Annotated in this window: 25 protein-coding genes; all 25 read left to right on the plus strand. The window is 53.0% G+C overall.

Annotation, left to right across the window (positions count from 1 at the left end; all coding sequences use genetic code 11):
• Positions 1 to 64 precede the first annotated feature (64 nt).
• The 25 genes from topA to fliP all read left to right on the plus strand — a co-directional run bounded on the left by topA (position 65) and on the right by fliP (position 22,986).
• Positions 65 to 2,167, plus strand: a complete 2,103-nt coding sequence (gene topA, locus FE783_RS03500; protein WP_138877941.1) for a type I DNA topoisomerase — start codon at positions 65 to 67, stop codon at positions 2,165 to 2,167.
• A 75-nt stretch (positions 2,168 to 2,242) separates the two neighbouring features.
• Positions 2,243 to 3,571 carry an FADH(2)-oxidizing methylenetetrahydrofolate--tRNA-(uracil(54)-C(5))-methyltransferase TrmFO gene (trmFO, locus tag FE783_RS03505; protein ID WP_138877942.1) on the plus strand — a complete coding sequence of 443 codons (1,329 nt, stop codon included), beginning with the start codon at positions 2,243 to 2,245 and terminating at the stop codon, positions 3,569 to 3,571.
• A gap of 184 nt (positions 3,572 to 3,755) precedes the next feature.
• Positions 3,756 to 4,295: an ATP-dependent protease subunit HslV gene (hslV, locus tag FE783_RS03510; RefSeq protein ID WP_138877943.1), complete on the plus strand. Its 540-nt coding sequence runs from the start codon at positions 3,756 to 3,758 to the stop codon at positions 4,293 to 4,295.
• A 26-nt stretch (positions 4,296 to 4,321) separates the two neighbouring features.
• Positions 4,322 to 5,716, plus strand: coding sequence for an ATP-dependent protease ATPase subunit HslU (gene hslU, locus FE783_RS03515; protein WP_138877944.1), 1,395 nt, complete (start codon positions 4,322 to 4,324; stop codon positions 5,714 to 5,716).
• A 64-nt stretch (positions 5,717 to 5,780) separates the two neighbouring features.
• Positions 5,781 to 6,557 (plus strand): GTP-sensing pleiotropic transcriptional regulator CodY, encoded by a 777-nt coding sequence (gene codY, locus FE783_RS03520; RefSeq protein ID WP_138877945.1) that lies wholly within the window; start codon positions 5,781 to 5,783, stop codon positions 6,555 to 6,557.
• Between the two features lie 220 nt (positions 6,558 to 6,777).
• Entirely contained in the window at positions 6,778 to 7,182 is a 405-nt protein-coding gene (flgB, locus tag FE783_RS03525; protein ID WP_138877946.1) for a flagellar basal body rod protein FlgB, read from the plus strand.
• Positions 7,183 to 7,185: 3 nt separating this feature from the next.
• Complete coding sequence (gene flgC / locus FE783_RS03530; protein ID WP_138877947.1) at positions 7,186 to 7,635, plus strand: flagellar basal body rod protein FlgC; 450 nt, start codon at positions 7,186 to 7,188, stop codon at positions 7,633 to 7,635.
• Between the two features lie 43 nt (positions 7,636 to 7,678).
• A complete protein-coding gene (gene fliE / locus FE783_RS03535) occupies positions 7,679 to 7,987 on the plus strand; it encodes a flagellar hook-basal body complex protein FliE (RefSeq protein ID WP_138877948.1) in 309 nt (102 codons plus the stop codon).
• 42 nt (positions 7,988 to 8,029) lie between these two features.
• Positions 8,030 to 9,616, plus strand: coding sequence for a flagellar basal-body MS-ring/collar protein FliF (gene fliF / locus FE783_RS03540; protein WP_138877949.1), 1,587 nt, complete (start codon positions 8,030 to 8,032; stop codon positions 9,614 to 9,616).
• Positions 9,617 to 9,628: 12 nt separating this feature from the next.
• Complete coding sequence (fliG, locus tag FE783_RS03545; protein WP_138877950.1) at positions 9,629 to 10,645, plus strand: flagellar motor switch protein FliG; 1,017 nt, start codon at positions 9,629 to 9,631, stop codon at positions 10,643 to 10,645.
• Entirely contained in the window at positions 10,638 to 11,486 is an 849-nt protein-coding gene (locus tag FE783_RS03550) for a FliH/SctL family protein (RefSeq protein WP_138877951.1), read from the plus strand. Before fliG ends, FE783_RS03550 begins: the two co-directional genes overlap by 8 nt.
• A complete protein-coding gene (gene fliI / locus FE783_RS03555; protein ID WP_138877952.1) occupies positions 11,479 to 12,801 on the plus strand; it encodes a flagellar protein export ATPase FliI in 1,323 nt (440 codons plus the stop codon). The genes FE783_RS03550 and fliI overlap by 8 nt, the downstream gene beginning before the upstream one ends.
• Before the next feature lie 4 nt (positions 12,802 to 12,805).
• Positions 12,806 to 13,246 (plus strand): flagellar export protein FliJ, encoded by a 441-nt coding sequence (gene fliJ, locus FE783_RS03560; protein ID WP_138877953.1) that lies wholly within the window; start codon positions 12,806 to 12,808, stop codon positions 13,244 to 13,246.
• A 33-nt stretch (positions 13,247 to 13,279) separates the two neighbouring features.
• On the plus strand, positions 13,280 to 14,191 hold the full coding sequence (locus tag FE783_RS03565; RefSeq protein ID WP_138877954.1) for a MotE family protein: 912 nt from the start codon (positions 13,280 to 13,282) through the stop codon (positions 14,189 to 14,191).
• Positions 14,192 to 14,233: 42 nt separating this feature from the next.
• On the plus strand, positions 14,234 to 16,009 hold the full coding sequence (locus FE783_RS03570) for a flagellar hook-length control protein FliK (protein ID WP_138877955.1): 1,776 nt from the start codon (positions 14,234 to 14,236) through the stop codon (positions 16,007 to 16,009).
• 82 nt (positions 16,010 to 16,091) lie between these two features.
• On the plus strand, positions 16,092 to 16,511 hold the full coding sequence (locus FE783_RS03575) for a flagellar hook capping FlgD N-terminal domain-containing protein (protein WP_138877956.1): 420 nt from the start codon (positions 16,092 to 16,094) through the stop codon (positions 16,509 to 16,511).
• 11 nt (positions 16,512 to 16,522) lie between these two features.
• Positions 16,523 to 16,909 (plus strand): TIGR02530 family flagellar biosynthesis protein, encoded by a 387-nt coding sequence (locus tag FE783_RS03580; RefSeq protein WP_138877957.1) that lies wholly within the window; start codon positions 16,523 to 16,525, stop codon positions 16,907 to 16,909.
• A gap of 264 nt (positions 16,910 to 17,173) precedes the next feature.
• Positions 17,174 to 17,992 (plus strand): flagellar hook-basal body complex protein, encoded by an 819-nt coding sequence (locus tag FE783_RS03585; RefSeq protein ID WP_138877958.1) that lies wholly within the window; start codon positions 17,174 to 17,176, stop codon positions 17,990 to 17,992.
• 80 nt (positions 17,993 to 18,072) lie between these two features.
• Positions 18,073 to 18,294 carry a flagellar FlbD family protein gene (locus FE783_RS03590; RefSeq protein ID WP_138877959.1) on the plus strand — a complete coding sequence of 74 codons (222 nt, stop codon included), beginning with the start codon at positions 18,073 to 18,075 and terminating at the stop codon, positions 18,292 to 18,294.
• 2 nt (positions 18,295 to 18,296) lie between these two features.
• On the plus strand, positions 18,297 to 18,779 hold the full coding sequence (locus tag FE783_RS03595) for a flagellar basal body-associated FliL family protein (protein ID WP_138877960.1): 483 nt from the start codon (positions 18,297 to 18,299) through the stop codon (positions 18,777 to 18,779).
• A 31-nt stretch (positions 18,780 to 18,810) separates the two neighbouring features.
• Complete coding sequence (gene fliM / locus FE783_RS03600; RefSeq protein WP_138877961.1) at positions 18,811 to 19,809, plus strand: flagellar motor switch protein FliM; 999 nt, start codon at positions 18,811 to 18,813, stop codon at positions 19,807 to 19,809.
• A complete protein-coding gene (gene fliY / locus FE783_RS03605; RefSeq protein WP_138877962.1) occupies positions 19,799 to 21,160 on the plus strand; it encodes a flagellar motor switch phosphatase FliY in 1,362 nt (453 codons plus the stop codon). Before fliM ends, fliY begins: the two co-directional genes overlap by 11 nt.
• Positions 21,161 to 21,182: 22 nt before the next feature.
• On the plus strand, positions 21,183 to 21,545 hold the full coding sequence (locus FE783_RS03610) for a response regulator (RefSeq protein WP_138877963.1): 363 nt from the start codon (positions 21,183 to 21,185) through the stop codon (positions 21,543 to 21,545).
• Positions 21,545 to 22,225, plus strand: coding sequence for a flagellar biosynthetic protein FliO (locus tag FE783_RS03615; protein ID WP_138877964.1), 681 nt, complete (start codon positions 21,545 to 21,547; stop codon positions 22,223 to 22,225). The genes FE783_RS03610 and FE783_RS03615 overlap by 1 nt, the downstream gene beginning before the upstream one ends.
• On the plus strand, positions 22,222 to 22,986 hold the full coding sequence (fliP, locus tag FE783_RS03620; RefSeq protein ID WP_138877965.1) for a flagellar type III secretion system pore protein FliP: 765 nt from the start codon (positions 22,222 to 22,224) through the stop codon (positions 22,984 to 22,986). The genes FE783_RS03615 and fliP overlap by 4 nt, the downstream gene beginning before the upstream one ends.
• Positions 22,987 to 23,024 lie beyond the last annotated feature (38 nt).

The following is a 23,024-nucleotide window of genomic DNA, read 5'->3' on the forward strand; positions in this document are numbered from 1 at the left end:
TCACAACGGGCGTAAACATACGCATACTATTGAAGTGGAATATCGAGGGGAGGACGGCGAGCCTATGGCGGATTCACTGGTCATTGTGGAGTCACCCGCAAAAGCGAAAACGATCGGCAAATATTTGGGCAGCAAATTTATCGTCAAGGCGTCCATGGGACATATCCGGGACCTTCCGAAAAGCCAGATCGGAGTGGAAGTCGAAAATAAATTCGAGCCGAAATATATAACGATCCGGGGTAAAGGATCGGTATTGAAAGAACTGAAAGACGCGAGCCGCAAAGTGAAAAACATATATCTCGCGGCTGACCCCGATCGCGAAGGGGAGGCGATCGCCTGGCATTTGGCGCATTACCTCGAGCTGAGCGAGACGGAGCCTTGCCGCGTCGTATTTAACGAAATAACGAAGCAGGCCGTAAAAGACGCGTTCAAGCAGCCGAGGCCGATCGATATGGATTTGGTCAACGCCCAGCAGGCGCGCCGCATATTGGATCGTCTTGTCGGCTACAAAATCAGCCCTCTGCTGTGGAAGAAGGTCAAGAAAGGGTTATCCGCCGGCCGTGTGCAGTCCGTCGCCGTGAAGCTCATTATTGATCGCGAGAACGAGATCAAAGCGTTCGTCCCGGAAGAATATTGGTCCATTACGGCGAAGCTGGCCGTGAACGGCACGGAGTTCGAAGCGAAGTTTTACGGCGTGGACGGGGAGAAGAAGGAGCTTCACCGCGAAGCGGACGTACAGGACATTTTGAGCCGGATCGGCAAATCGGCTTTTGTCGTCGGCGAAGTGAAGGAGAAGGAACGGCAGCGCAATCCGGCGGCTCCGTTCATCACAAGCTCCATGCAGCAGGAGGCGGCGCGCAAGCTGAACTTCCGTGCGGCCAAGACGATGCAGGTGGCGCAGCAGCTGTACGAGGGCATCGATCTCGGTAAGGAAGGGACCGTAGGGTTGATTACGTATATGCGTACCGACTCGACCCGGATTTCCCCGGTTGCCCAAGAAGAAGCGAAAGCCTATATCGAATCCGCATACGGCCCGGAGTATTATCCGGAAACGCCGCGTGTTTATTTAAAGAAAAACGCGAACGCTCAGGACGCCCATGAAGGCATACGGCCGACAGCGGTAACCAAAACCCCCGAGGAGCTCAAGTCTTTCCTGAGCAGAGATCAGTACCGGCTGTATAAGCTCGTTTGGGAGCGTTTCGTGGCGAGTCAGATGGCTTCGGCCGTCCTTGATACGATGACGGTGGACATTTCTGCCGCGGATACGATTTTCCGGGCAGTCGGCTCGAAGGTGAAGTTTCCCGGCTTCATGAAAATTTACGTGGAAGGCAATGACGACGGCACGACGGAAGACGATAAATATTTGCCCGTCCTCAAGCAGGGCGACGAGCTGAACAATAGAGGGATCGATCCGAAGCAGCATTTTACGCAGCCGCCTCCGAGATATTCCGAAGCCCGTCTCGTCCGCGTGCTGGAGGAAATGGGGATCGGCAGGCCGAGCACGTACGCGCCGACGCTGGAAACGATCCAGAAGCGCGGCTATGTGGCCATGGAAGAGAAAAAATTCGTGCCGACCGAGCTGGGCGATCTCGTTATCCAGCTGATGGCCGAGTTTTTTCCGGAAATTTTGAACGTGGAATTTACGGCCCATATGGAGGAAGAGCTCGACTTCGTCGAAGAGGGCAAAGTCGACTGGGTACGTGTTCTCGACGAATTTTACACGACGTTCGAGAAACGTCTGGAAGTTGCCGAAGAGGAAATGAAGGAAATCGAAATTCAAGACGAAGTGACCGACGTGCTCTGCGAGAAATGTGGCAGGAACATGGTTATCAAAATGGGTCGTTTCGGCAAATTTCTGGCTTGCTCGGGTTTCCCGGACTGCCGGAACGCCAAACCCATCGTTAAGGAAATCGGCGTTACTTGCCCGAAATGCAAAGAGGGCAGCGTAGTCGAGCGGCGAAGCAAAAAAGGGCGCATTTTTTACGGCTGCGACAAATATCCGGACTGCGACTTCGTCTCCTGGGATAAGCCGGCCGACAAGCCGTGCCCGAACTGCAGCTCGATGCTCGTGGAGAAAAACACGAAAGCCGGCTCCTTCCTGCAATGCGTGGAATGCAGTTATAAAGAAGAAAATCAGCAGGCGGATGCCGAGGGCGACGCCGATTGATCCGTACCGCAAGGCCGCGTATGCACCGGCTGCAACCAAAGCGGGGATACGAACAAAAGCGGGAGGCTTAGTACATTGACATATGCAAGTAAAGTAACCGTCATCGGCGCGGGACTGGCCGGAAGCGAAGCGGCATGGCAAATCGCGAACCAGGGTGTGCCGGTCGTACTATACGAGATGCGGCCGGTAAGCAAGACGCCCGCTCATATTACGGATAAATTCGCCGAGCTCGTATGCAGCAATTCGCTGCGCGCGAACGGTCTGACGAACGCCGTAGGGGTGCTGAAGGAAGAGATGCGGCTGATGAATTCGCTCATTATGCGCTGCGCCGACAAGCATGCCGTTCCGGCGGGAGGGGCTTTGGCCGTCGACCGCGACGGCTTCTCCGGCGAGGTGACTTCGACGCTGCGCAATCATCCGCTCATCGAGGTGCGGAATGAGGAGCTGACCGAACTGCCTGGAGGGATTACGGTGGTCGCTACGGGACCGCTTACGTCTCCAGCGCTGTCCGATCTGTTGAAACAATTGACGGGCGAAGAATATTTGTACTTCTACGATGCCGCAGCACCGATCGTCGAGAAAGATTCGATCGATATGAGCAAGGTGTACTTGGCATCCCGATACGACAAGGGAGAAGCGGCCTATTTGAACTGCCCGATGACGGAGGAAGAGTACAACGCTTTTCTCGAAGCGCTCATCGGCGCGGAAACGGCTCCTGTCAAAGAGTTCGAGAAGGAAATCTATTTCGAAGGGTGCATGCCGGTCGAAGTAATGGCGGGGCGCGGCAGGCAGACGCTGCTGTTCGGACCGATGAAGCCGGTAGGACTGGTCAATCCCCACACCGGCAAGCTGCCGTACGCAGTCGTTCAGCTTCGTCAGGACAATGCAGCCGGAACGTTGTTCAATCTCGTCGGATTCCAGACGCATCTGAAATGGGGGGAGCAGAAGCGGGTATTCTCGCTCATTCCGGGGCTTGAGAACGCCGAGTTTGTCCGTTACGGCGTCATGCACCGCAACACGTTCATCAGTTCCCCCAAACTGCTGAATCCGACGTATCAATTCAAGCAGCGCGACAATTTGTTTTTCGCCGGACAGATGACGGGTGTGGAAGGGTATGTAGAGTCGGCGGCATCGGGACTGATCGCGGGGCTCAATGCGGGCCGGATGGCCAAAGGCGAAGCTTGCCTAGTCCTGCCGCAAGAGACTACGCTCGGATGTATGGCGCATTACATAACATCCGCCGATCCGAAGCATTTTCAGCCGATGAACGCCAATTTCGGACTGCTTCCTCCGCTTGAGCAAAAAATACGCGACAAAAAACGGAAAAATGAGCTTCTTGCCGAGCGCGCTCTTGAAACAATTCAGAATTTTTCATATAATGTACACAATTTCACTTGTAACTAGAAGTTGCCTTATGATACGATGAACATGTTTTTCGGATAACTGGAACTTTGCGAAACAAAGCTTCACAACCAATTTACCGAATATACGAAACAGCAGCAGAACGAAACGTTTGGTGCTGTTTCTTGTTTGTCCGTTTATAAACATCATATGGAAATCGTAGCTGGAGAGGGAGGGGGATACCGACGTGAGCGAGTTTCACGCAACAACGATATTCGCCATACGCCATGAGGGCAAAGGGGCGATTGCCGGCGACGGCCAGGTGACGTTCGGCAACAGTATGGTGATGAAATCCCATGCCAAAAAGGTGCGCCGGCTGTACAGGGGCAAAGTGGTGGCGGGATTCGCCGGCTCCGTCGCAGACGCGGTAACGTTATTCGAGAAATACGAAGCGAAGCTGGAGGAGCATCAAGGGAACCTGCTTCGTGCGGCTGTGGAATTGGCCAAAGATTGGCGGTCGGACCGGGTATTGCGCCGGCTGGAGGCGATGATGATCGTCATGGACGCGCAGAGCCTGCTGCTCATCTCCGGCAATGGCGAAATCATCGAGCCGGACGACGGCATACTCGCCATCGGTTCGGGCGGGAGCTTCGCGCTGGCGGCCGGCCGGGCATTGAAGCGGTTCGCACCGCAGCTAGCCGCAAGCGATATAGCGAGAGCGTCGCTGGAAACGGCAGCCGACATATGCGTATTCACGAACCGGAACATTATTGTCGAAGAGATATAATCGGATAGGCACCGGGAGGGAATTCCATGAACAATCGCGCTCTGACGCCTAGGCAAATCGTGGCGGAGCTGGATAAATACATCGTCGGACAAAAGCAGGCGAAAAAATCGGTCGCGATCGCCTTGCGCAATCGGTACCGCCGCAGTCAGCTTGACGACTCGATGCGGGACGAAATCGTGCCCAAGAACATATTGATGATCGGACCTACCGGAGTAGGCAAGACGGAAATCGCAAGACGGCTTGCGAAGCTCGTCAACGCTCCGTTCGTCAAAGTCGAGGCGACCAAGTTTACCGAAGTCGGTTATGTCGGCCGAGACGTCGAGTCGATGGTGCGCGACCTGATCGAAACGTCTATCCGCATGGTGAAGTCGGAGAAGACGGATAAGCTGAAAGACAAAGCGGAGCAAATGGCCAACGACCGGATCGTCGCGCTGCTCGTCCCGTCCGCTACTTCGAACAAGTCGCAGCGGAATCCGCTGGAGATGCTGTTCAGCGGTGCGAACCAGGCGAGCGGAGACAAGGAAGAAACCGACCAGGGCGTCATTCAGCGCAGGGCGGAGATGAAGCAGAAACTGCTTAAGGGCGAGCTGGAGGATCAGGTGATCGAGATCGAGGTGGAGGATGCGGCACCTTCCATGCTCGATATGTTCGCAGGCCAAGGGAACGAGCAGATGGGCATGAACATGCAGGAGATGTTCGGGAACTTGATGCCGAAGCGGACGAAGAAGCGCAAGCTGTCTGTCAAGGAAGCGAGACTCGTGCTCGTACAAGAGGAAGCGCAGAAGCTGCTCGATATGGACGAAGTTGTGCAGGAATCGATCCGGCGAGCGGAGCAATCCGGCATCATCTTCATCGATGAAATCGATAAAATCGCCAGCGCGGGCCGGGGCGGAGGCCCAGATGTGTCCCGCGAGGGCGTTCAGCGGGATATATTGCCCATCGTGGAAGGCTCGACGATTATGACGAAGTACGGCCCGGTCAAAACGGATTACGTGCTGTTCATCGCGGCCGGAGCGTTCCATATCGCCAAGCCGTCCGATTTGATTCCGGAGCTGCAGGGGCGGTTTCCGATCCGCGTGGAGCTGACCAATCTGACGCAGGAAGATTTCGTTCTTATTTTGACCGAACCGCAAAATGCGCTGACCAAGCAATATACCGCATTACTCGAGACAGAAGGCATCCGCGTCGAGTTTTCGGAAGGCGCCATCTCCGAGCTCGCGAAAATTGCCGCTGAAGTAAACCAGAATACCGACAATATCGGCGCCAGAAGACTGCATACGATTTTGGAGAAGCTGCTTGAGGATTTGTCTTTCGAAGCGCCTGACCTTTCATTGGACCACATTTTGATCACGCCCGAATATGTGCGCGAGAAAGTGGCCGGCATCGCGCAAAACCGCGACTTGAGCCAATATATTTTGTAGGCTCCGCTCGAGACATAAAACGTCCTATTGGCAAGTTCTTTTCAATACCCGGGAGGCTTGAATCATGACTTTACTGAGCAAGACAAGAAGCTTGAACCGCTTGCTGCAAAGAGCGGCCGGCAACGCCGTGAGCTTCATGGAAATGTCCGAGGTGCTGCGCGATCTGATCGCTGCGAATATTTTCGTCGTCAGCCGCAAAGGGAAAATTTTGGGGTATGCGACGGGAGAGCTGCTGTCCGAGCCTTTGCACGAGATGATCGTTGAAAATCGCCGGTTGCCCGAAGACTACAACAACATCTTGAAAAAAATCGAAGAAACATCGTCGAACGGCGATCAGGACAGCCCTTACTATATGTTTACGGAAAAAATACATTCGTTTTTCGCCGAGACGCATGTAACGATTATTCCGATTCTCGGGGGCGGCGACCGTCTGGGGACGGTTGTGCTGACGCGCAGCGGAGATGCTTTCATCGACGACGATTTGATTATGGCGGAATATGGCACGACGATTATCGGCATGGAGATTTTGCGGGAGCATGCGGAAGAAATCGAGCTGGACGCGCGAAGCAAAGCCGTCGTGCAGGTTGCGGTCAATTCGCTGTCGTACAGCGAGATGGAAGCGGTCGACCATATTATCGAAGAATTGAAAGAGAAAGAAGGACTGCTTGTTGCGAGCAAAATAGCGGACCGGGTAGGCATTACCCGCTCGGTTATCGTCAACGCGCTCCGCAAACTGGAAAGCGCCGGCGTCATCGAGACGAGATCGCTCGGAATGAAAGGGACTTATATCAAAATATTGAACGATCAGCTCATGCAGAGCGTGGCGAACGCCAGAGCCTGAATGACTTTCGTAACGGTTGAAGCCCTGTCTTGTCAAAAGATAGGGCTTTTTGCTTATTGTAAACTTTCCTATATAGATGGAATATAGATATGGCCGTAATGTTACAAAAATAGACAATGAATAAATATTTTTTTTTGTTCAATAACTCGAATTTAGAAGGAATAGCGCTAATCGTGAAGAATACAATTACATAACTTTTTAGCGAAAGTGGGTATTTGGAATGGCTTTATGGGACACTCCAAGCCTAGGGATGATGGAGCGGACGTTAGACGCGGCGGCATTTCGACAAAAAGTGATATCGAACAACGTCGCAAATATAGATACTCCTTATTTCAAACGGTCCGACGTGCTGTTCGAAGAGCTTTTGTCGAAGGAATTGAATAAAAAGTCGATACAAGGGCGAAGAACCGATCCGCGTCATATTCCGATCGGCCGGGTTGCCGCGCCGACCGTTCCCGAAGTCGTCGCAGACGAGAACACGATGATGAACAACAACTTGAACAACGTGGATATCGACTACGAGATGACGCTGCTGGCCAAAAATCAGCTTCGGTATAACGTGCTGATCGGCCAAGTCAGTCATGATTTGAAAAATTACCGTACCGCGATGAATGGGGGGAGATAAGAAGTGAAGCTGACGAACGGATTCGACATTAGCTCCTCTGCCTTGACCGCCCAGCGGTTCAGGATGGACGTTATTTCCTCGAACATCGCCAATGCGGATACGACCCGCGGGAAGCTTGTAAACGGCAGGTGGGTTCCTTACCAACGGAAGCTGATCGCGATGGAAGCGAAGGAACAGGCGCCGTTCTCCCAGTTGCTCCAGCAATCGATGCGCAATTCGACTGGGGAAGGCGTAAGAGTGTCGCGCGTGTTCGAAGACGAGGCGCCTTTCAAGCAAGTGTACAATCCGAATCATCCGGACGCCGATGAGCGCGGGTACGTAGAAATGCCGAACGTCGATATTTTGAAAGAGATGGTAGACATGATGTCGGCCTCCCGTTCGTATGATGCTAACGTTACTGCGTTGAACGCCACCAAGGCGATGATTACAAAAGCGCTAGAAATCGGCAAGTAAATTCGTTCTACATAGGAATATCCACATCGGAGGGTCATGAAGCATGATCGATCAAATCGGGTTTTTACCCAAAAAACCACTCGTATCCTTGGACCCGAACTCGGCCAAGGACGCCGGCGCCGCAGAAATCGCCAAAGATTTCGGCTCGTTCCTGAACGGCGCCATGAACAATTTGAACAAGCAGCATACGGTGGTCGATACTTTGAACGATAAATTCGTGACTGGAGAATTCGCCGATGCACACCAGCTTACGATCGCAGCCGAGAAGCTCTCTCTCAGCCTGGAAATGACCGTGCAAATTCGCAATAAAATTATCGAAGCCTATCAGGAGGTAATGAGGACGCAGATCTAATCGTACCAGTAGTCGCAGCAGATTCCCGGGCGGGGTGACATAGTGAATGAGACACTAGTCCAATATCGAGAGAAAGCTACTCAATATTGGAAACAGTTAAGTAAAAATCAAAAATATATGGTGCTGGGTACGATCGTCATTTTACTCGCGGTCGTAATCCTGACCTCGATCAATTTATCCAAAACGGAATTTGCCACGGCGTTCCGGAACTTGCAGCCGAACGACGCCGCCAACATAAAGAAATATTTGGACGACTCAAAAATCCCCTATCAGCTAAGCGCCGACGGAACCGCGATAGCCGTTCCTGCGAACGAAGCCGCATCGATCAAGCTCGAGGTCGAATCGCAAGGATTGAACAAAAACGGATCGCTCGGCTACGGAGCGTTCGAAGGCAGCAACACGTTCGGCATGTCCGACAACGAATTCAATGTGAAGCTGATCAACGCCATGCAGGGCGAAATTCAGCAAATGTTCAACCAGATCAACGGCGTCGCCAGCTCGAAAGTACTCATTACCGTACCGAAGGAAAGCGCCTTTGTATCTACACAACCCCAGGAATCGACGGCGTCCGTCGTACTGAATATCGAGAACGGTTACCGGTTTGACCAGGCCCAAATCGATACGATGTACAATCTCGTCGCCAAGACGATCGCCAAACTCAAGTACGAGAACATTACGATCTCCAACCAAAAGGGCGAGCTGCTTCCATATTCCAAGACAAATGGTGTGGTCGCTGGAACCTCGGGTCAAATTCAACAGCAATTCCAAGTGAAAAACCAGTTTCAAAATGATCTGCAAAAAAATATAATGAGTCTGTTGGGGAAAATGTACGCACCCGACAAAGTTGTCGTCAGCGTGATTTCCACCTTGAACTTCGATCAGAAAACGAGCAAGCAAAACTTGGTGACTCCTGTCAACACGGTGGACGGCAGAGGCATCGAGATCAGCGTCCAGGAAAACAACAAATCGGCGACAAGTACGGGAGGCTCGACCGGCGGAGTGCCGGGAACGGGGAATACGGACGTACCCACCTACCAAGGCGGCCAAAACGGCGGCGGCCAGTCGCAATCGGAAGAAACAAATAGAATCGTTAATTTTGAAGTGAATCGGATTACGAACGATATTGTTTCAAGCCCTTTTATCGTAAAAGATTTGTCGATAAGTGTCGGAATCGAACCGCCGGTGAAGGACGATCCGAACTCTCTTACTCAGGAAATGAAAGACAATATTCAAAGAACGCTCGCAAGCATCGTCTCCGCAACACTGGCAGACAGCGGTCAGGCATATACGGAAGCGGATATAGCCAGAAAAGTAACTTTGTTCGCCCAACCGTTCGCGGTTACGCCGGGGATGGAGCAGGCCGGAATCAATTATTGGATGTGGGGCGGAATCGGCGTTGCCGCAATGGCTCTTGCCGGCGTCGGCGGCTTTATGATCCGGCGCAGAAAGCAAAAGCAGCTGGAGCAGCTCGAGGAGGAGCTCGCTCCGCCGACAAAAGTGGAGCTTCCGACTATCGATATCGAGAACGTCTCGAACGAAAGTCAAGTTCGCAAACAATTGGAAGGACTCGCTAAGAGGAAGCCGGATGAATTTGTGAACTTGCTGCGCACTTGGCTAGTAGATGAATAAGGAGGGACTTCTGTGGCGAAAGCGGTGCAGCAAGGATTGACCGGGCGACAAAAGGCCGCCATTTTGCTCATCAGTCTCGGGCCGGAAGTATCCGCCCAAATTTTCAAGCATTTGCGCGAGGAAGAAATCGAACAATTGACGCTTGAAATCGCCAATGTGCGTAAAGTGGATAATGCCGAGAAAGAAGCCATTTTAGCGGAATTTCATCAAATTTGCTTGGTGCAGGAGTATATTTCCCAAGGCGGGATTCAATACGCCAAAGAAATTTTGGAGAAGGCGCTCGGCTCAAGCAAAGCAATGGATATTATCAACAGGCTGACGGCCACGCTGCAAGTAAGGCCGTTCGATTTCGCCCGCAAGGCGGATCCGGCTCAAATCTTAAACTTTATCCAGAACGAAAATTCGCAGACGATCGCACTCATTTTATCTTATTTGCAGCCCGATCAGGCGTCGATCATTTTATCGTCGCTGCCGCAGGATAAGCAGGCGGATGTCGCGAAGCGGATCGCGATGATGGACAGTACGTCGCCGGAAGTTATCAACCAGGTGGAACGCGTGCTGGAGCAGAAGCTGTCCTCGACCGTTACGCAGGACTATACGTCGGCGGGCGGCATCGAAGCAATCGTACAAATATTGAACGGAGTCGATCGCGGAACGGAGCGGACGATTCTCGACTCGCTGGAAATTCAGGATCCTGAGCTCGCCGAAGAAATCAAGAAGCGGATGTTCGTATTCGAGGATATCGTCAATATCGACAACCGTTCGATTCAACGCATTATCCGGGATATCGAGAACGCCGACCTGCAGCTTGCGCTCAAAGTCGCGAGCGAGGAAGTGCGCGAAGTCATTTTCCGGAATATGTCCAAGCGTATGGCGGAAACGTTCCGCGAGGAAATGGAATATATGGGGCCCGTCCGGCTGCGCGACGTCGAGGAGGCGCAGACGCGCATCGTAGCGACGATCCGTCGACTGGAGGAGTCGGGAGAAATCATTATCGCTCGCGGCGGAGGAGACGATATCATTGTCTAACGTCATTAAAGCGACCCATTATATTCCTATAGACGATAAAAAGCTGATCCAGGTTTCACATTCGGATCCGAATTCGGACAAAGAAGCGGTCGGCGGTGTTGCCGAACAGTCCGAAGACGAGTCTGAGGCCGTCCCTGCAGAGGTTACGGCGGCACTGGCGGCCAAAGAGCAAATTATTCGCGATGCGGAGTCGTATGCCGAGTCGGTCGTTGCCGAAGCTTCGGAAGAAGCGAAGCGTATACGGCAGGACGCGAATGAAGAAGTGGAGAGATGGTGGCGCCAGCGCAGGATGGACGATGAGACCGCTGCGGCAAATGCACGCGAGGCGGGCCATCAAGCCGGCTATCGGCAAGGGCTGGATGAAGCGGAATCCCATGTCCGCGGCCAATATGAGCAGCTGCTGGGCGAGGCGCAGGCCATTATCGAGAGCGCGGTGGCGATCAAGCATCAATTGATTCAAGAATCGGAGCCGTTTCTGATCGAGCTCAGCTGCTCGATCGCCGAGAAAATTATTACCCGTCAGCTTTCCGTAGAGCCCGAGTGGTCGATCGAATTGATCAAGAAGGTGCTTATGCGCAGACGGGAGCAAGGAATTATTACATTGTGCGTATCGGCGGAGCATTTTCAGTTTGTACTGGATGCGAGGGAAGAGCTGATGCTGGCGATCGACTCGCAGGCCGAACTGCAAATCATTCCCGATCCGACGGTGCACGATCATGGGTGCGTTATCCGTTCTTCCTTCGGCAGCATCGATGCGAGAATCGACACGCAGCTGAATGAAATCAAAAAAGGGTTGCAGCAAGTGGCCTTGAGAAGCGAAGGAGCCTATGACGATGAATAACGCTCCTCAAGCCGGAAAATATATCGATTACTTGCGGCATATCGATCCGATCCGGGTGAACGGCAAGGTGACGCAGGTCATCGGCTTGACGGTAGAGTCCGAAGGACCGGACGCCAGCGTCGGCGACGTCTGCTACATATACCCGTTCAAGTCGGCTCAGCCGCTCAAAGCCGAAGTGGTCGGTTTTCGCAATAACAAAGTCATTCTGATGCCGCTCGGGGAGCTGCATTCGATCGGTCCGGGGTGCGATGTCGTAGGGACCGGGAAGCCATTGACCGTACAGGTCGGACACGAGCTGCTGGGTAAAGTGCTGGACGGACTCGGTCAGCCGCTGGACGGATCATTCTTGCCGACGCGAATGGCCCACTATTCGACGAATGCTGCAGTCAACAATCCGCTTAAGCGTCCCCGGGTGCATGAACCGATAAGCGTCGGGGTGCGCTGCATCGACGGGCTGCTTACTCTCGGCAAAGGGCAGCGCGTAGGCATATTCGCCGGCTCCGGGGTCGGGAAAAGCACGCTGATGGGCATGATCGCCAGGAATACGTCCGCAGACGTCAACGTCATCGGACTGATCGGCGAACGCGGCCGCGAAGTTCTGGATTTTATCGAACGGGATCTGGGCCCGGAGGGGCTGGCCCGTTCCGTCGTGGTAGTCGCTACTTCGGATCAGCCCGCATTAATCCGGATGAAGGGCGCCTTGATCGCTACGACGATAGCCGAATATTTTCGCGACCGCGGCTTGAACGTCATGCTCATGATGGATTCCGTCACGCGTTACGCCATGGCGCTGCGCGAAGTAGGTCTTGCTATCGGGGAACCGCCCGCGACACGCGGATATACACCGTCGGTGTTTGCAAATTTGCCCAAGCTGCTCGAACGGGCCGGTACCGGACCGAAAGGGTCGATTACCGCGTTTTATACCGTTCTCGTAGACGGGGACGACATGAACGAGCCTATCGCCGATACGGTGAGGGGTATATTGGACGGCCATATCGTTTTGGACAGGAGCTTGGCACATAAAGGCCACTATCCGGCCATCAACGTATTGGCCAGCGTAAGCCGATGCATGAAAGAGATCGTTCCCGAACAGCAGACGGACGCGGCCGACCGATTGAAGCGGCTGTTGTCCATTTATAAAGATTCGGAGGACTTGATCAATATCGGGGCGTACCAAAGAGGCTCGAATCATGAAATCGACACTTCGCTTGAATACATACAGACGATTTGGGGCTTCTTGAGGCAGAAGACGAGCGAGAAGATCGGCTACAACGATGCATACAACGAGTTGATCCAACAATTCGGCGGAGGATGAGTTCATGCGGTTCCGATACCCCTTGCAAAAGCTGGTCGATTTGAAGACGAATGAAAAAGAGCAGGCGGAGTGGATGCTGTCCGAAGCGGTAGGGCGTCTTCAGCGGGAAGAGAGTGCGTTGTCGGAGCTTATGGCCGAGCAAGCCCAGGTTGGCGAAGAGCTCGAGAACGCCTCGGTCCGCAGCACGACCATCTCTCAAATGCAGCTGCTTCAGCATTATTCGCAGCATCTGGAACAGATGATCCGCCTCAAAACAAAGGACGTTGATGGGGCGAAGTCGGACGTGGCGGATAAACAGCTCGTCTTGTCCGGCAAGATGATGGAAGAGAAAGTATGGACGAAAGCGAAGGAAAAGGCGCAGCTTCAGTTTACCGCCTTCGTCTTGAAAAAAGAACAGGAAGAGTTGGACGAAATCGCGCTGAACCGCCGCATCCAGACGATTTAACGAAGCATACGAGTGGAAGGGGGCTTAAGCGTTATGGCGAATGCGGACGTGGAGAAATCTTCGTACGGAGCGTTCGAGCGTTTCCTGTTTTACGCGACGCCGATCATTTTCACCTTGGTGCTGCTGGGCGTCTTGTATGCGCTGTTCGATTCGAGCATCATGAACGGCGTGTTGAGGGCAGCGAATAAAGTACCGGGGCTGGAGAAAATACTTCCCGATCCGAAAACGAATGAAAAAGTAACGCTGCCGTCTGGGGCGAAGGAAAGCACGGCTGCTCCCGAGTCGGACGCCGCCGCTGTCGAACAATTAAAGGCGCAGCTCGCGCAAGCGAAGGCGGAGCTGCAAAGCTCGGTGAATCAAAGCCAGCAAAAGGACCAGACGATCAAAGATTTGAAGACGCAAATCACCGAGCTTGACGACAAGCTCAAGACGAAAACGCAAACCGATCAGGAGTACCGGGCGCAAGTGCAGCAGCTTGCTTCCATCTATGCAGGCATGATGCCGACAAAATCGGCGCCGATTCTGGAGGCATTGACGCTGAAGGAACGTGTGCTCGTCCTGAGCGAGATGAAGCCTGCCGATCGCGGCAAAATATTGGAGAGAATGACCCCCGCTGTCGCGGCGGAAGCTTCGATCCAGCTGAAAGACGCCGTTCCGGCCAAAGATATGCAAATTGCGGCATTGCAGGAACGGCTGGACGTCAACAAGAAGCAAGAACAGAAAGCGGCTCCGGCCATTACGAAGGACGACCTCGGCCAGACCTTCTCGCAGATGGTTCCCAAAAGCGCGGCGGCGATATTGATCGAGATGAACACGGCCAGCCAGCCCCGGGTGCTGGAAATATTGAAAGCGATGGATAGCGCGGGCCGTGCCAGGGTGCTTGCCGCCATCTCCGATGCCAACAAGCAAACGGCGGCCTCGCTTGGAGCGAAGCTGACGGAATAGCTCGCCATATGAGGTTCAGCGCATTGAAAGGAGGTGATAACTATGAATGCACCTTTTATGCTGCAAAGTTCCATCCCATCCGGAGGAGCTGCACCGCTTGGCGTAATCGTACCGAAAAACGGTTCATCGACTGGAACGAACGTATTTGCAGGGGATGCCGCCTTCGCGAAAAGCTTGGTTCAGGCGATGACCGGGAATAGCGATCCGGCCGGTTCCGCACAGACGAATATGCTGGCGACGAACTTGTTGGCCCAGCTCGTTTCGGTTAATTCGGCGGGAGGCGAATCGCAGATTGGCGATGTATTGTCCCGGCTGCTAGCCGATATGAACGTCAATTCGGATTCCGTCAGCGAGCTTGACGGTGCCGCGATTTCTCCGCTGATGAACGCTCTGGTGTCCAATCTTTTGGCTGAATATGCTGCGGATCAGTCCGCTCAGACGAACTTGGTTCAGGGCGCCGCTACTGACGCAAAACCGCAAACGGGCGATGTACTGACACAATGGCTCGGAAGTCTCGGAAACGATTCGGACCTGGACGATCGTCAGGACGTTATGAACGATTTGATGGCACTGCTGGAGCTTGCTCAAGCGATCATCCAACAATGGCAGCCTGTCGACTCACAACCCGACGTGAAGACGGAGCAGAACCCGGCAGAGATTCAGACAAACGCAATCGACTCGACGCTGAGCGCAGAGGTTGGCGAGCAAGCGATCGTTCCGCAAGGGCAGATGTCGAATCAACAACAGCAGGGACCGGAAACGAATACGGATTCCGCATCGACAGAGACGAAAGTAAATGACAACAAGCCATACGGCAAACATGCCGAATTGCTGCAAACGCTGAATCAGCTCGCCGATTTGTTGCAGCAGCACCCGGATCAACCGGAAATCGTCCAAATCGTGGAGTCGATCGAGTATTTGATTGCGCCTATGATGAAAGACGACGGTGTGAAATCCGAGAATGGCGTCGAACAAGTCCAGGTTCCGGTTCAATCGACCGCCGCTCCGGCATCTACCGTATCAAACGCAGCTTCTGTCGTACCTGTGCACCAATCGCCAAGACAGAAACCGGCCGCAGGTTCGGTTAATATCCAGAATTTGCAACAAATTGCAATCGCACCGAGCATAATGACGCGCGGAATCGATTTGAAAGGCCGGCTTGAGGCTCTCGCGGCCAAAGCGATTGTTCAGCCGCAAATCGCCGCCGTACAAGCGACGGATACGACTGCTGCAAGCGATGAGTCGAATGATACGGTACAGGCAGGGGAAACGGCGGATACCGCTCATAACCCGCTGCAGTTGAACCAACTCCGTCATTCGGCACCGGTGCATGCCGCTCAGCCGCAAGAGCATTTTGTCCGGGCGGATCGTTTCGCCGACGAGATGGCTCAGGTGCTGAGAAGCATGAAAGTCAATACGGCAAACGGATTGTCTGAAGTTCGGATTATGCTGCAGCCGGAGCATTTGGGACACGTCGATGTGAAAGTATCGATGCAAAACGGTCAAATTGTGGCGCATTTTATGGCGGACTCCGCTCACGGCAAAGAATTGCTGGAGAGCCAGCTGTCCCAATTGAGAACGGTGCTGCAAAATCAAGGGCTGCAGGTGGATCGTCTGGAAGTAGTGCACTACGATCCGCAATATTCCGGCGCATTCCAGGATTCCAGACAGCAGCAGCAATCTCGTGAGTCGGATCGCAACGATAAAGAGAAGTCTTCGGAGACCGAACGTACAGCCGCAGATTTCTTATCGGAGCTGGAACGGATAGCCGGTTCAAAATCTCCGAACGACAGCAAATCGTTCGACGTTACGGCCTAGAAACTGTCACGTAATATCCCCAAAGCAGATACGTTATTACATGATAGTTCCCTAATGCACCCGTTATGATGGAGGTATTCGAATGGCTACGGTAGCCGTATCGAACGGAACGTTCTATTACAAGAACGCAGTCGAGAAACAAAAAACCGGCAGCAACAACATGGGCAAGGACGAGTTTCTGAAAATTCTCGTGACCCAGCTGTCCAACCAGGACCCCACGCAGCCGCTGCAGGATAAAGAGTTTATTGCACAGATGGCGACATTCACGTCTGTCGAGCAATTGACCAACATGGCCGGAGAAATGAAGCTGCTCCGCCAATCGATCGGGTTCAGTTCGGGATTGATCGGCAAAACGATCGGCTGGACGCAAAAGGATTCGAATAGCGAGCCGGAAACGCTTTCCGGAGTCGTAGAATCGATCAAGATTAAAGAGAGCAAGCAGTATGCCGTCGTCGGCGACAAGGAAGTGCCGATCGATCAAATTACTGAGATTAAGAGCTAGAAGGTGGTTACATGACTGATCGAATGACGGTCGGGTATTTGTATCCCAATTCGGTTCCGCCGGTTACCCCCGCGAAGCGTCTCGATCCGAATGTCCAACAGCCGCAAGGAACGAAATCGTTTCAAGACGTATTCCGCGACAGTATCGTCCGCGTCAGTCATCATGCCGGTGTGCGGCTGCAGCAGCGGGGTATCGAGCTGAAGGCCGAGCAGATGGATAAAATTCATTCGGCGATCGAGAAAGCCGCTGCAAAAGGTGCAAAGGAATCGTTGATTTTGATGGACAATATGGCGATGATCGTGAACGTGAAAAACAAAACGATCGTAACCGCGATGGACGGTGCGGCGATGAAGGATAACGTGTTTACGCAAATCGACAGCGCCGTCATTATTTCCTGATTCAAAAGGGCTGGCCCTATGAGGGAGCCTTGGATTGCTGACCGCTTGATGCAATCCGCTTACGATGCCAGCTTTGCTTCGCAAAGCTAAGAAGATGCTTACGATGCTAGCTTTGCTTGCGCAAAGCTAAGAAGATGCTTACGATGCTAGCTTTGCTTGCGCAAAGCTAAGAAGATGCTTACGATGCTAGCTTTGCTTGCGCAAAGCTAAGAAGATGCTTACGATGCTAGCTTTGCTTGCGCAAAGCTCTTGGGAGGAAAGCAAATGTTAAGATCGCTTTATTCCGGCGTATCCGGAATGAGAGGCTTCCAAACGAAGCTTGACGTTATCGGCAACAACATCGCCAACGTCAACACGATCGGCTTTAAAGGCAGCCGCGCCATGTTCAAAGACATTTTGAGCCAAACGGTTGCAGGCGTTACGGCACCGGCAGACGGCAACGGCGGGATAAACGCCAAGCAGATCGGCCTTGGGGTGACGCTGGCCGCGATCGATACGCTGCATACGCCCGGAAGCGCCATGACCACGAACGTCGTTACGGACGTGCGCATTGACGGAGACGGCTTCTTCGCGGTGCAAGCCGGCGAAGACGGCGGCGTCTTTCTGACGCGGGACGGCAACTTCAAGCTTGATGCGGCCGGACAAATCGTAACTGCCGACGGCTACCGGGTTATGGGACTTGACGCCGCTCTGCCGCCAATCGATACCGCAGCGGTTACCGCATTCTCGATCGATCAGAGCGGGCAGTTCATCGGAGTCAACGTGGACGGAACTTCCGCGCCGATCGACGGTATGCAGCTTGCCGTCGTCAAAGTTACGAACCCGTCCGGATTGGAGAAGATGGGCGGCAACTTGTATCGCGTCACTCCTAACGCCACGGCCGAGGATATCGTATTCTCGGTAGCGAACGACCCGGAAGTCGGAACAGGCGCGATCATCTCGGGGCAGCTGGAGATGTCCAACGTAGACCTGACCGGCGAGTTCACGGAAATGATCGTAGCTCAGCGCGGCTTCCAAGCCAACTCGAAAATTATTACGACTTCCGACGAAGTATTGCAGGAAGTGCTCGGATTGAAACGATAAGCGGTTTGATCGACCGGCAAGGGGGAAGCTTCCCCCTTGCCGTACCTAAGTAACCGAAGCAACATTTCGGGAGGGAAAGCATGATACCTGTCACACGGTTGAATGGCAGCAAGCTTACCATCAACGCCTTGTTGATCGAGACGATAGAGGAAACCCCGGATACACTCATCACGCTGACGACGGGCAAAAAATTTATCGTGACCGAGAAGGTGCCTGACGTGGTAAGCTTGGTAAAAGCGTACATGCAGAATGTCGGTTCGATCAGGGTAGCCGTGAAGAATAATGTCCCGGAGGGCTCATAGTCATGTTCAAGAACAAAATGCTGCAATGGTTAATTATGATCCTCATCGCCATTACTTTGATCGCGCTCGCCAGCTTCATTCTGTATGATTATTTGGACAAAAGGAATCAGCCGACCGACCCGTCCGAACAAGCAGCAAACTCTGTCGAGAACGTGAAGCCGAAGAAGATGACCGCGCAGCAAATGAAGGACGCAACGGTAGAGATCAAAGATATTACGACCAACTTGGCCGGAAAAAGTTTTGTGAAAATCAATTTCGCTTTCCTGCTGGAAGACACCAAGGCAAAAGAAGAATTCGAATTGCTGTCCACGAGAGTTAGAGCGACGATTATCCAGACGCTCGCCGACTTGACCGCAGAGCAGGCAAGCGGCTCGAAAGGTCAAGATTTGATCAGTACGACGCTTATCAATAAAATCAACCCGTTATTATCCAAGGGCAAGTTGGTGCGTGTCGACATTACAGACATCAACATCATGAGCAACTAAGCGAATACCGCGGATAAGGGGGTGATCCAAATTGGTAGACGTACTATCGCAGAATGAGATCGACGCACTGCTAGCCGCGCTGTCATCCGGCGAAATGGACGCCGAGGAGCTTAAGAAAGAAGAGACGCAGAAAAAAGTAAAAGCGTATGATTTCAAACGCGCCGTCCGGTTCTCGAAGGAGCATCTTCGCAGCCTGACGCGGATTCACGAAAACTTCGCCCGTTACTTGACTACTTACTTCTCGGCTCTGCTCCGGACGTTCGTGCAGATCAATGTAATCCAGGTAGAGCAGCTGCCGTACGACGAATTCATACGTTCCATTCCGAAAATGACGATTTTAAATATATTCGAGGCGGAACCGCTCCAAGGCCGAATGGTGCTCGAGGTGCACCCGAACGTGGCCTATGCGCTGCTGGATCGGCTGCTTGGGGGGCCCGGAAGCTCGCCTGCCAAAATCAACGCGCTCACGGAAATTGAAACGATCGTCATGGAGCGCATATTCAGCAGAGCTTTCGAAAGCCTGCAGGAAGCATGGAAGACGGTCATCGATTTATCGCCCAGACTGGAAGCTCTCGAGACGAATCCGCAGTTTATGCAAATCGTTTCGCCCAATGAAACGATCGCGCTCATCTCGCTGACGGCGAAAATCGGCGATACGACGGGAATGATCAACCTTTGTATCCCGCATGTCGTCATCGAACCGATCATGCCGCGATTGTCCGTGCATCACCAATTTTTGTCCCAGCGCAAAAGCCGCGCGCCGGAGGAAGTGTCCGCTCTCCAGGAGCGGGTATACAAAGCGAAGCTGCCGGTCATTGCGGAGCTGGGAGAATCGGTGATTACCGTCAAGGAGTTTTTGAATTTGGCCGCAGGCGACGTCATCACGTTAAATAAGCCCGTTGACGAGGGACTGCATATCAAAGTAGGGGATAAGCTCAAATTTATCGGAAGTCCGGGAACCGTTAAAGACAAACTTGCCGTTCAAGTAACGGAGATTGTCAGCGAAGGGGAAGAAGAACATGACGAGTAAAGATTATTTATCGCAGGAAGAAATCGACGCGCTGCTAAGGCAAACGAGCGAAGATTTCGGCGGCGGCGGAACCTCCTCCGATTACGGCAGTCCGAACGTCGACGATTATTTGAGCCCGATCGAACAGGATGCGCTGGGGGAAATCGGCAACATTACGTTCGGCAGCGCGGCAACCGCTCTTTCTACCCTTCTCGGCAAAAAAGTCGATATTACGACACCGAAAGTATCCGTCATTGCCCGGGTAGAACTCGAGAAAGAGTTTCCGAAGCCGCACGTTGCGATTCACGTCAATTACGTGGACGGATTTGACGGAATCAACTTGCTGGTCATCAAAACGAAAGATGCCCAAGTCATCGCGGATCTGATGATGGGCGGCACCGGGAATGTGTCGGAAGATATGGAAATGTCCGAAATTCATATCAGCGCCGTGCAAGAAGCGATGAACCAAATGATGGGCTCGTCCGCAACGTCCATGTCGACTATCTTCAACCGGTTTGTCAACATTTCTCCTCCGGGGATCAACATTCTGGATTTGCAGAACGGGGAAGGAAAAGAGAATTTGCCCCGGGAAGAAGTGTTCGTCAAAATATCGTTCCGTCTCATTATCGGGGATTTGATCGATTCCACCTTAATGCAGCTGCTGCCGGTGTCTTTCGCCAAAGATATGGTTTCGATCTTGATGGGCGGAACCGGCATGGAATCGGAACCGTCGTACTCTTCGCCGGCTCCGGACACTGCGCCGTCGTCATCTTACGCATCTACGTCCGTATCCCAGCCTGACCCTATGGCCGGGTACACGAATAACGCTCCGACGCCGGTGATGCCGCCGACGCAGTATGACCCGTATCAGCAGCAGCAACAGCAGATGATGCAACATCAGCCTCCGATGATGCCTCCTCAGCAGCCGATGTATCAACAACCGATGTACCAGCAACCGATGTACCAGCAGCAGCCCATGTATGAACAGCCTCAGCAGATGTACCAGCAGCCGCCGCATGTCCCGGCCAATTACGGAGGGATACCGGGTCGGAACGTCAACGTACAAGCCGCGCAGTTTTCCAATTTCGCGAGCCCGTCCGTACATGTGGATGAAACGAATCTCAATTTGCTACTGGATATTCCTCTCAAGGTTACCGTAGAATTAGGGAGAACCAAAAAGCTGATCAAGGACATCTTGGAGTTTTCCCAGGGCTCGATCATCGAACTGGACAAATTGGCCGGCGAGCCGGTCGATATTCTGGTTAATAACAAGCTGATCGCCAAAGGCGAGGTCGTCGTAATCGACGAAAACTTCGGTGTGCGCGTAACCGATATTATCAGCCAAATGGATCGAATTCAAAAATTACAATAGTCTTAGGAGGACTGACAGTACAATGGCTAACAAAATTTTGATCGTAGACGACGCAGCTTTCATGAGAATGATGATCAAGGAAATTTTAAGCAAGAACGGTTACGAGGTAGTCGGAGAAGCGCAAGACGGATCCGTTGCGGTCGAGAAGTATAAAGAGCTGAAGCCGGATCTGGTCACGATGGACATTACGATGCCCGAGATGGACGGCATCGCGGCTTTGAAGGAAATCAAAAAATTCGATTCCAATGCGAAGGTGATCATGTGTTCCGCAATGGGCCAACAGGCGATGGTTATCGACGCGATCCAAGCCGGCGCGAAAGACTTTATCGTCAAACCGTTTCAGGCGGACCGCGTTATCGAAGCGATCAAGAAAACGTTGGGCTAATGGCAAGGAACGCGGGAGGGCGATTAAAGCTGCTGCGCCATTCGATGATGCTCGCCGCTTTTGCCGTTCTGTCGCTGTCGGCTCCGTGGAACGCCGCAACGGTCGCGTATGCAGAGGGGGACGCGGCGGGAGGGGCTTTTCAGGCCGGTTCGGGCTCATCAACCGCAATACCGGGCAGTTCCGGAGCGGTATTTATTGCTATGGTCAAGGTGATTTTTTTCCTTATTCTTATTATCGGAATCTTCCTCATCATTATGAAGGCTTTGTCCAAAAAAAAATGGAGCTGGAATTCGGGCCGGGCCGTGAAAGCGTTGGGCGGACTTCCGCTCGGGCAAAACAAGTCGGTACAAATCGTCGAGATCGGCAGATCGATCTACATACTCGGGGTCGGCGACGGCGTCCAATTGATCCAAAAAATCGACGATCCCGAGGAAATAGCTTACATAACCGCCTTCCTCAATCCGGATTCCGCTAACGCCGGGCAAAGCTGGCAAGGGATACGCGAATGGCTGGGCGGAATGAAAAAACGCGAACGGGAACCGGTGGAGGATGAAAACGACGTGGCCGCTTCTTTCCAGGATGTATTCCAATCGAAGATGAAGCATATGACGGGCCGGAAACAACTGATCGAGGACATGCTGCGGAGCGACGACAAGACGAACCGGAAGGTCGACCCATGAGACGTTACTTCGTGATACTGGTCGCGTTATGGCTTATATGCTTGCTGTGGAGTCCGGGACAAGCTTACGCCGCGGATCCGATCCCCGGAATCGAGCTCAATATCGGCAACGGGGAAGGCAATTCGGGAGCGTCGAATACGGTTACGCTAATTCTCCTTATTACCGTTCTTAGTCTTGCACCTTCGATTTTGGTACTAATGACTAGTTTTACGAGAATCGTCATCGTACTGGGCTTCGTCCGTACGGCACTCGGTACGCAGCAGATGCCGCCCAATCAAGTTTTGATCGGGTTGGCGATGTTTTTGACCTTGTTCGTCATGTCGCCGACGATATCGCAAATGAATCAGACGGCGATCCAGCCTTATTTGAAAGGCGAAATCACACAAACCGAGGCGTTATCCAAGGCGGCGCTACCGCTCAAAAAATTTATGGCGGCGCAAACGCGGGAAAAAGACTTGATGCTATTCCTTACCTATTCGAAGGCCGAGAAGCCGAAAGGGGTCGAGGATACGCCGTTAACCGCACTGTTGCCGGCGTTTGCGATCAGCGAGCTGAAATCGGCATTTCAGATGGGCTTCATGATTTTCATTCCGTTTCTCGTAATCGATATGATCGTAGCCAGTACGCTGATGTCGATGGGGATGATGATGCTTCCGCCGGTCATGATCTCGCTGCCGTTCAAAATATTGCTGTTCGTCATGGTGGACGGCTGGTATTTGGTCGTGAAGTCGCTGCTTCTCAGCTTTCATCCGCCGGTATGACGCGGCCAGCGGATTGTACCCGATACGGCGGCGGAAAG

Origin of the sequence: Paenibacillus mesophilus, from assembly GCF_005938385.1 — a bacterium.
Classification (GTDB): Bacteria; Bacillota; Bacilli; order Paenibacillales; family NBRC-103111; genus Paenibacillus_AB; species Paenibacillus_AB mesophilus.

Coding starts and splice junctions, on each gene's coding strand:
- FE783_RS03585 (WP_138877958.1), top strand. CDS start 17,174: ATGTTAAGATCGCTTTATTCCGGCGTATCCGGAATGAGAGGCTTCCAA.
- hslU (WP_138877944.1), top strand. CDS start 4,322: ATGAACAATCGCGCTCTGACGCCTAGGCAAATCGTGGCGGAGCTGGAT.
- fliI (WP_138877952.1), top strand. CDS start 11,479: ATGAATAACGCTCCTCAAGCCGGAAAATATATCGATTACTTGCGGCAT.
- FE783_RS03580 (WP_138877957.1), top strand. CDS start 16,523: ATGACTGATCGAATGACGGTCGGGTATTTGTATCCCAATTCGGTTCCG.
- fliE (WP_138877948.1), top strand. CDS start 7,679: ATGATCGATCAAATCGGGTTTTTACCCAAAAAACCACTCGTATCCTTG.
- FE783_RS03615 (WP_138877964.1), top strand. CDS start 21,545: ATGGCAAGGAACGCGGGAGGGCGATTAAAGCTGCTGCGCCATTCGATG.
- FE783_RS03570 (WP_138877955.1), top strand. CDS start 14,234: ATGAATGCACCTTTTATGCTGCAAAGTTCCATCCCATCCGGAGGAGCT.
- FE783_RS03610 (WP_138877963.1), top strand. CDS start 21,183: ATGGCTAACAAAATTTTGATCGTAGACGACGCAGCTTTCATGAGAATG.
- fliP (WP_138877965.1), top strand. CDS start 22,222: ATGAGACGTTACTTCGTGATACTGGTCGCGTTATGGCTTATATGCTTG.
- fliY (WP_138877962.1), top strand. CDS start 19,799: ATGACGAGTAAAGATTATTTATCGCAGGAAGAAATCGACGCGCTGCTA.
- flgB (WP_138877946.1), top strand. CDS start 6,778: ATGGCTTTATGGGACACTCCAAGCCTAGGGATGATGGAGCGGACGTTA.
- FE783_RS03590 (WP_138877959.1), top strand. CDS start 18,073: ATGATACCTGTCACACGGTTGAATGGCAGCAAGCTTACCATCAACGCC.
- topA (WP_138877941.1), top strand. CDS start 65: ATGGCGGATTCACTGGTCATTGTGGAGTCACCCGCAAAAGCGAAAACG.
- fliJ (WP_138877953.1), top strand. CDS start 12,806: ATGCGGTTCCGATACCCCTTGCAAAAGCTGGTCGATTTGAAGACGAAT.
- FE783_RS03595 (WP_138877960.1), top strand. CDS start 18,297: ATGTTCAAGAACAAAATGCTGCAATGGTTAATTATGATCCTCATCGCC.
- FE783_RS03575 (WP_138877956.1), top strand. CDS start 16,092: ATGGCTACGGTAGCCGTATCGAACGGAACGTTCTATTACAAGAACGCA.
- FE783_RS03565 (WP_138877954.1), top strand. CDS start 13,280: ATGGCGAATGCGGACGTGGAGAAATCTTCGTACGGAGCGTTCGAGCGT.
- codY (WP_138877945.1), top strand. CDS start 5,781: ATGACTTTACTGAGCAAGACAAGAAGCTTGAACCGCTTGCTGCAAAGA.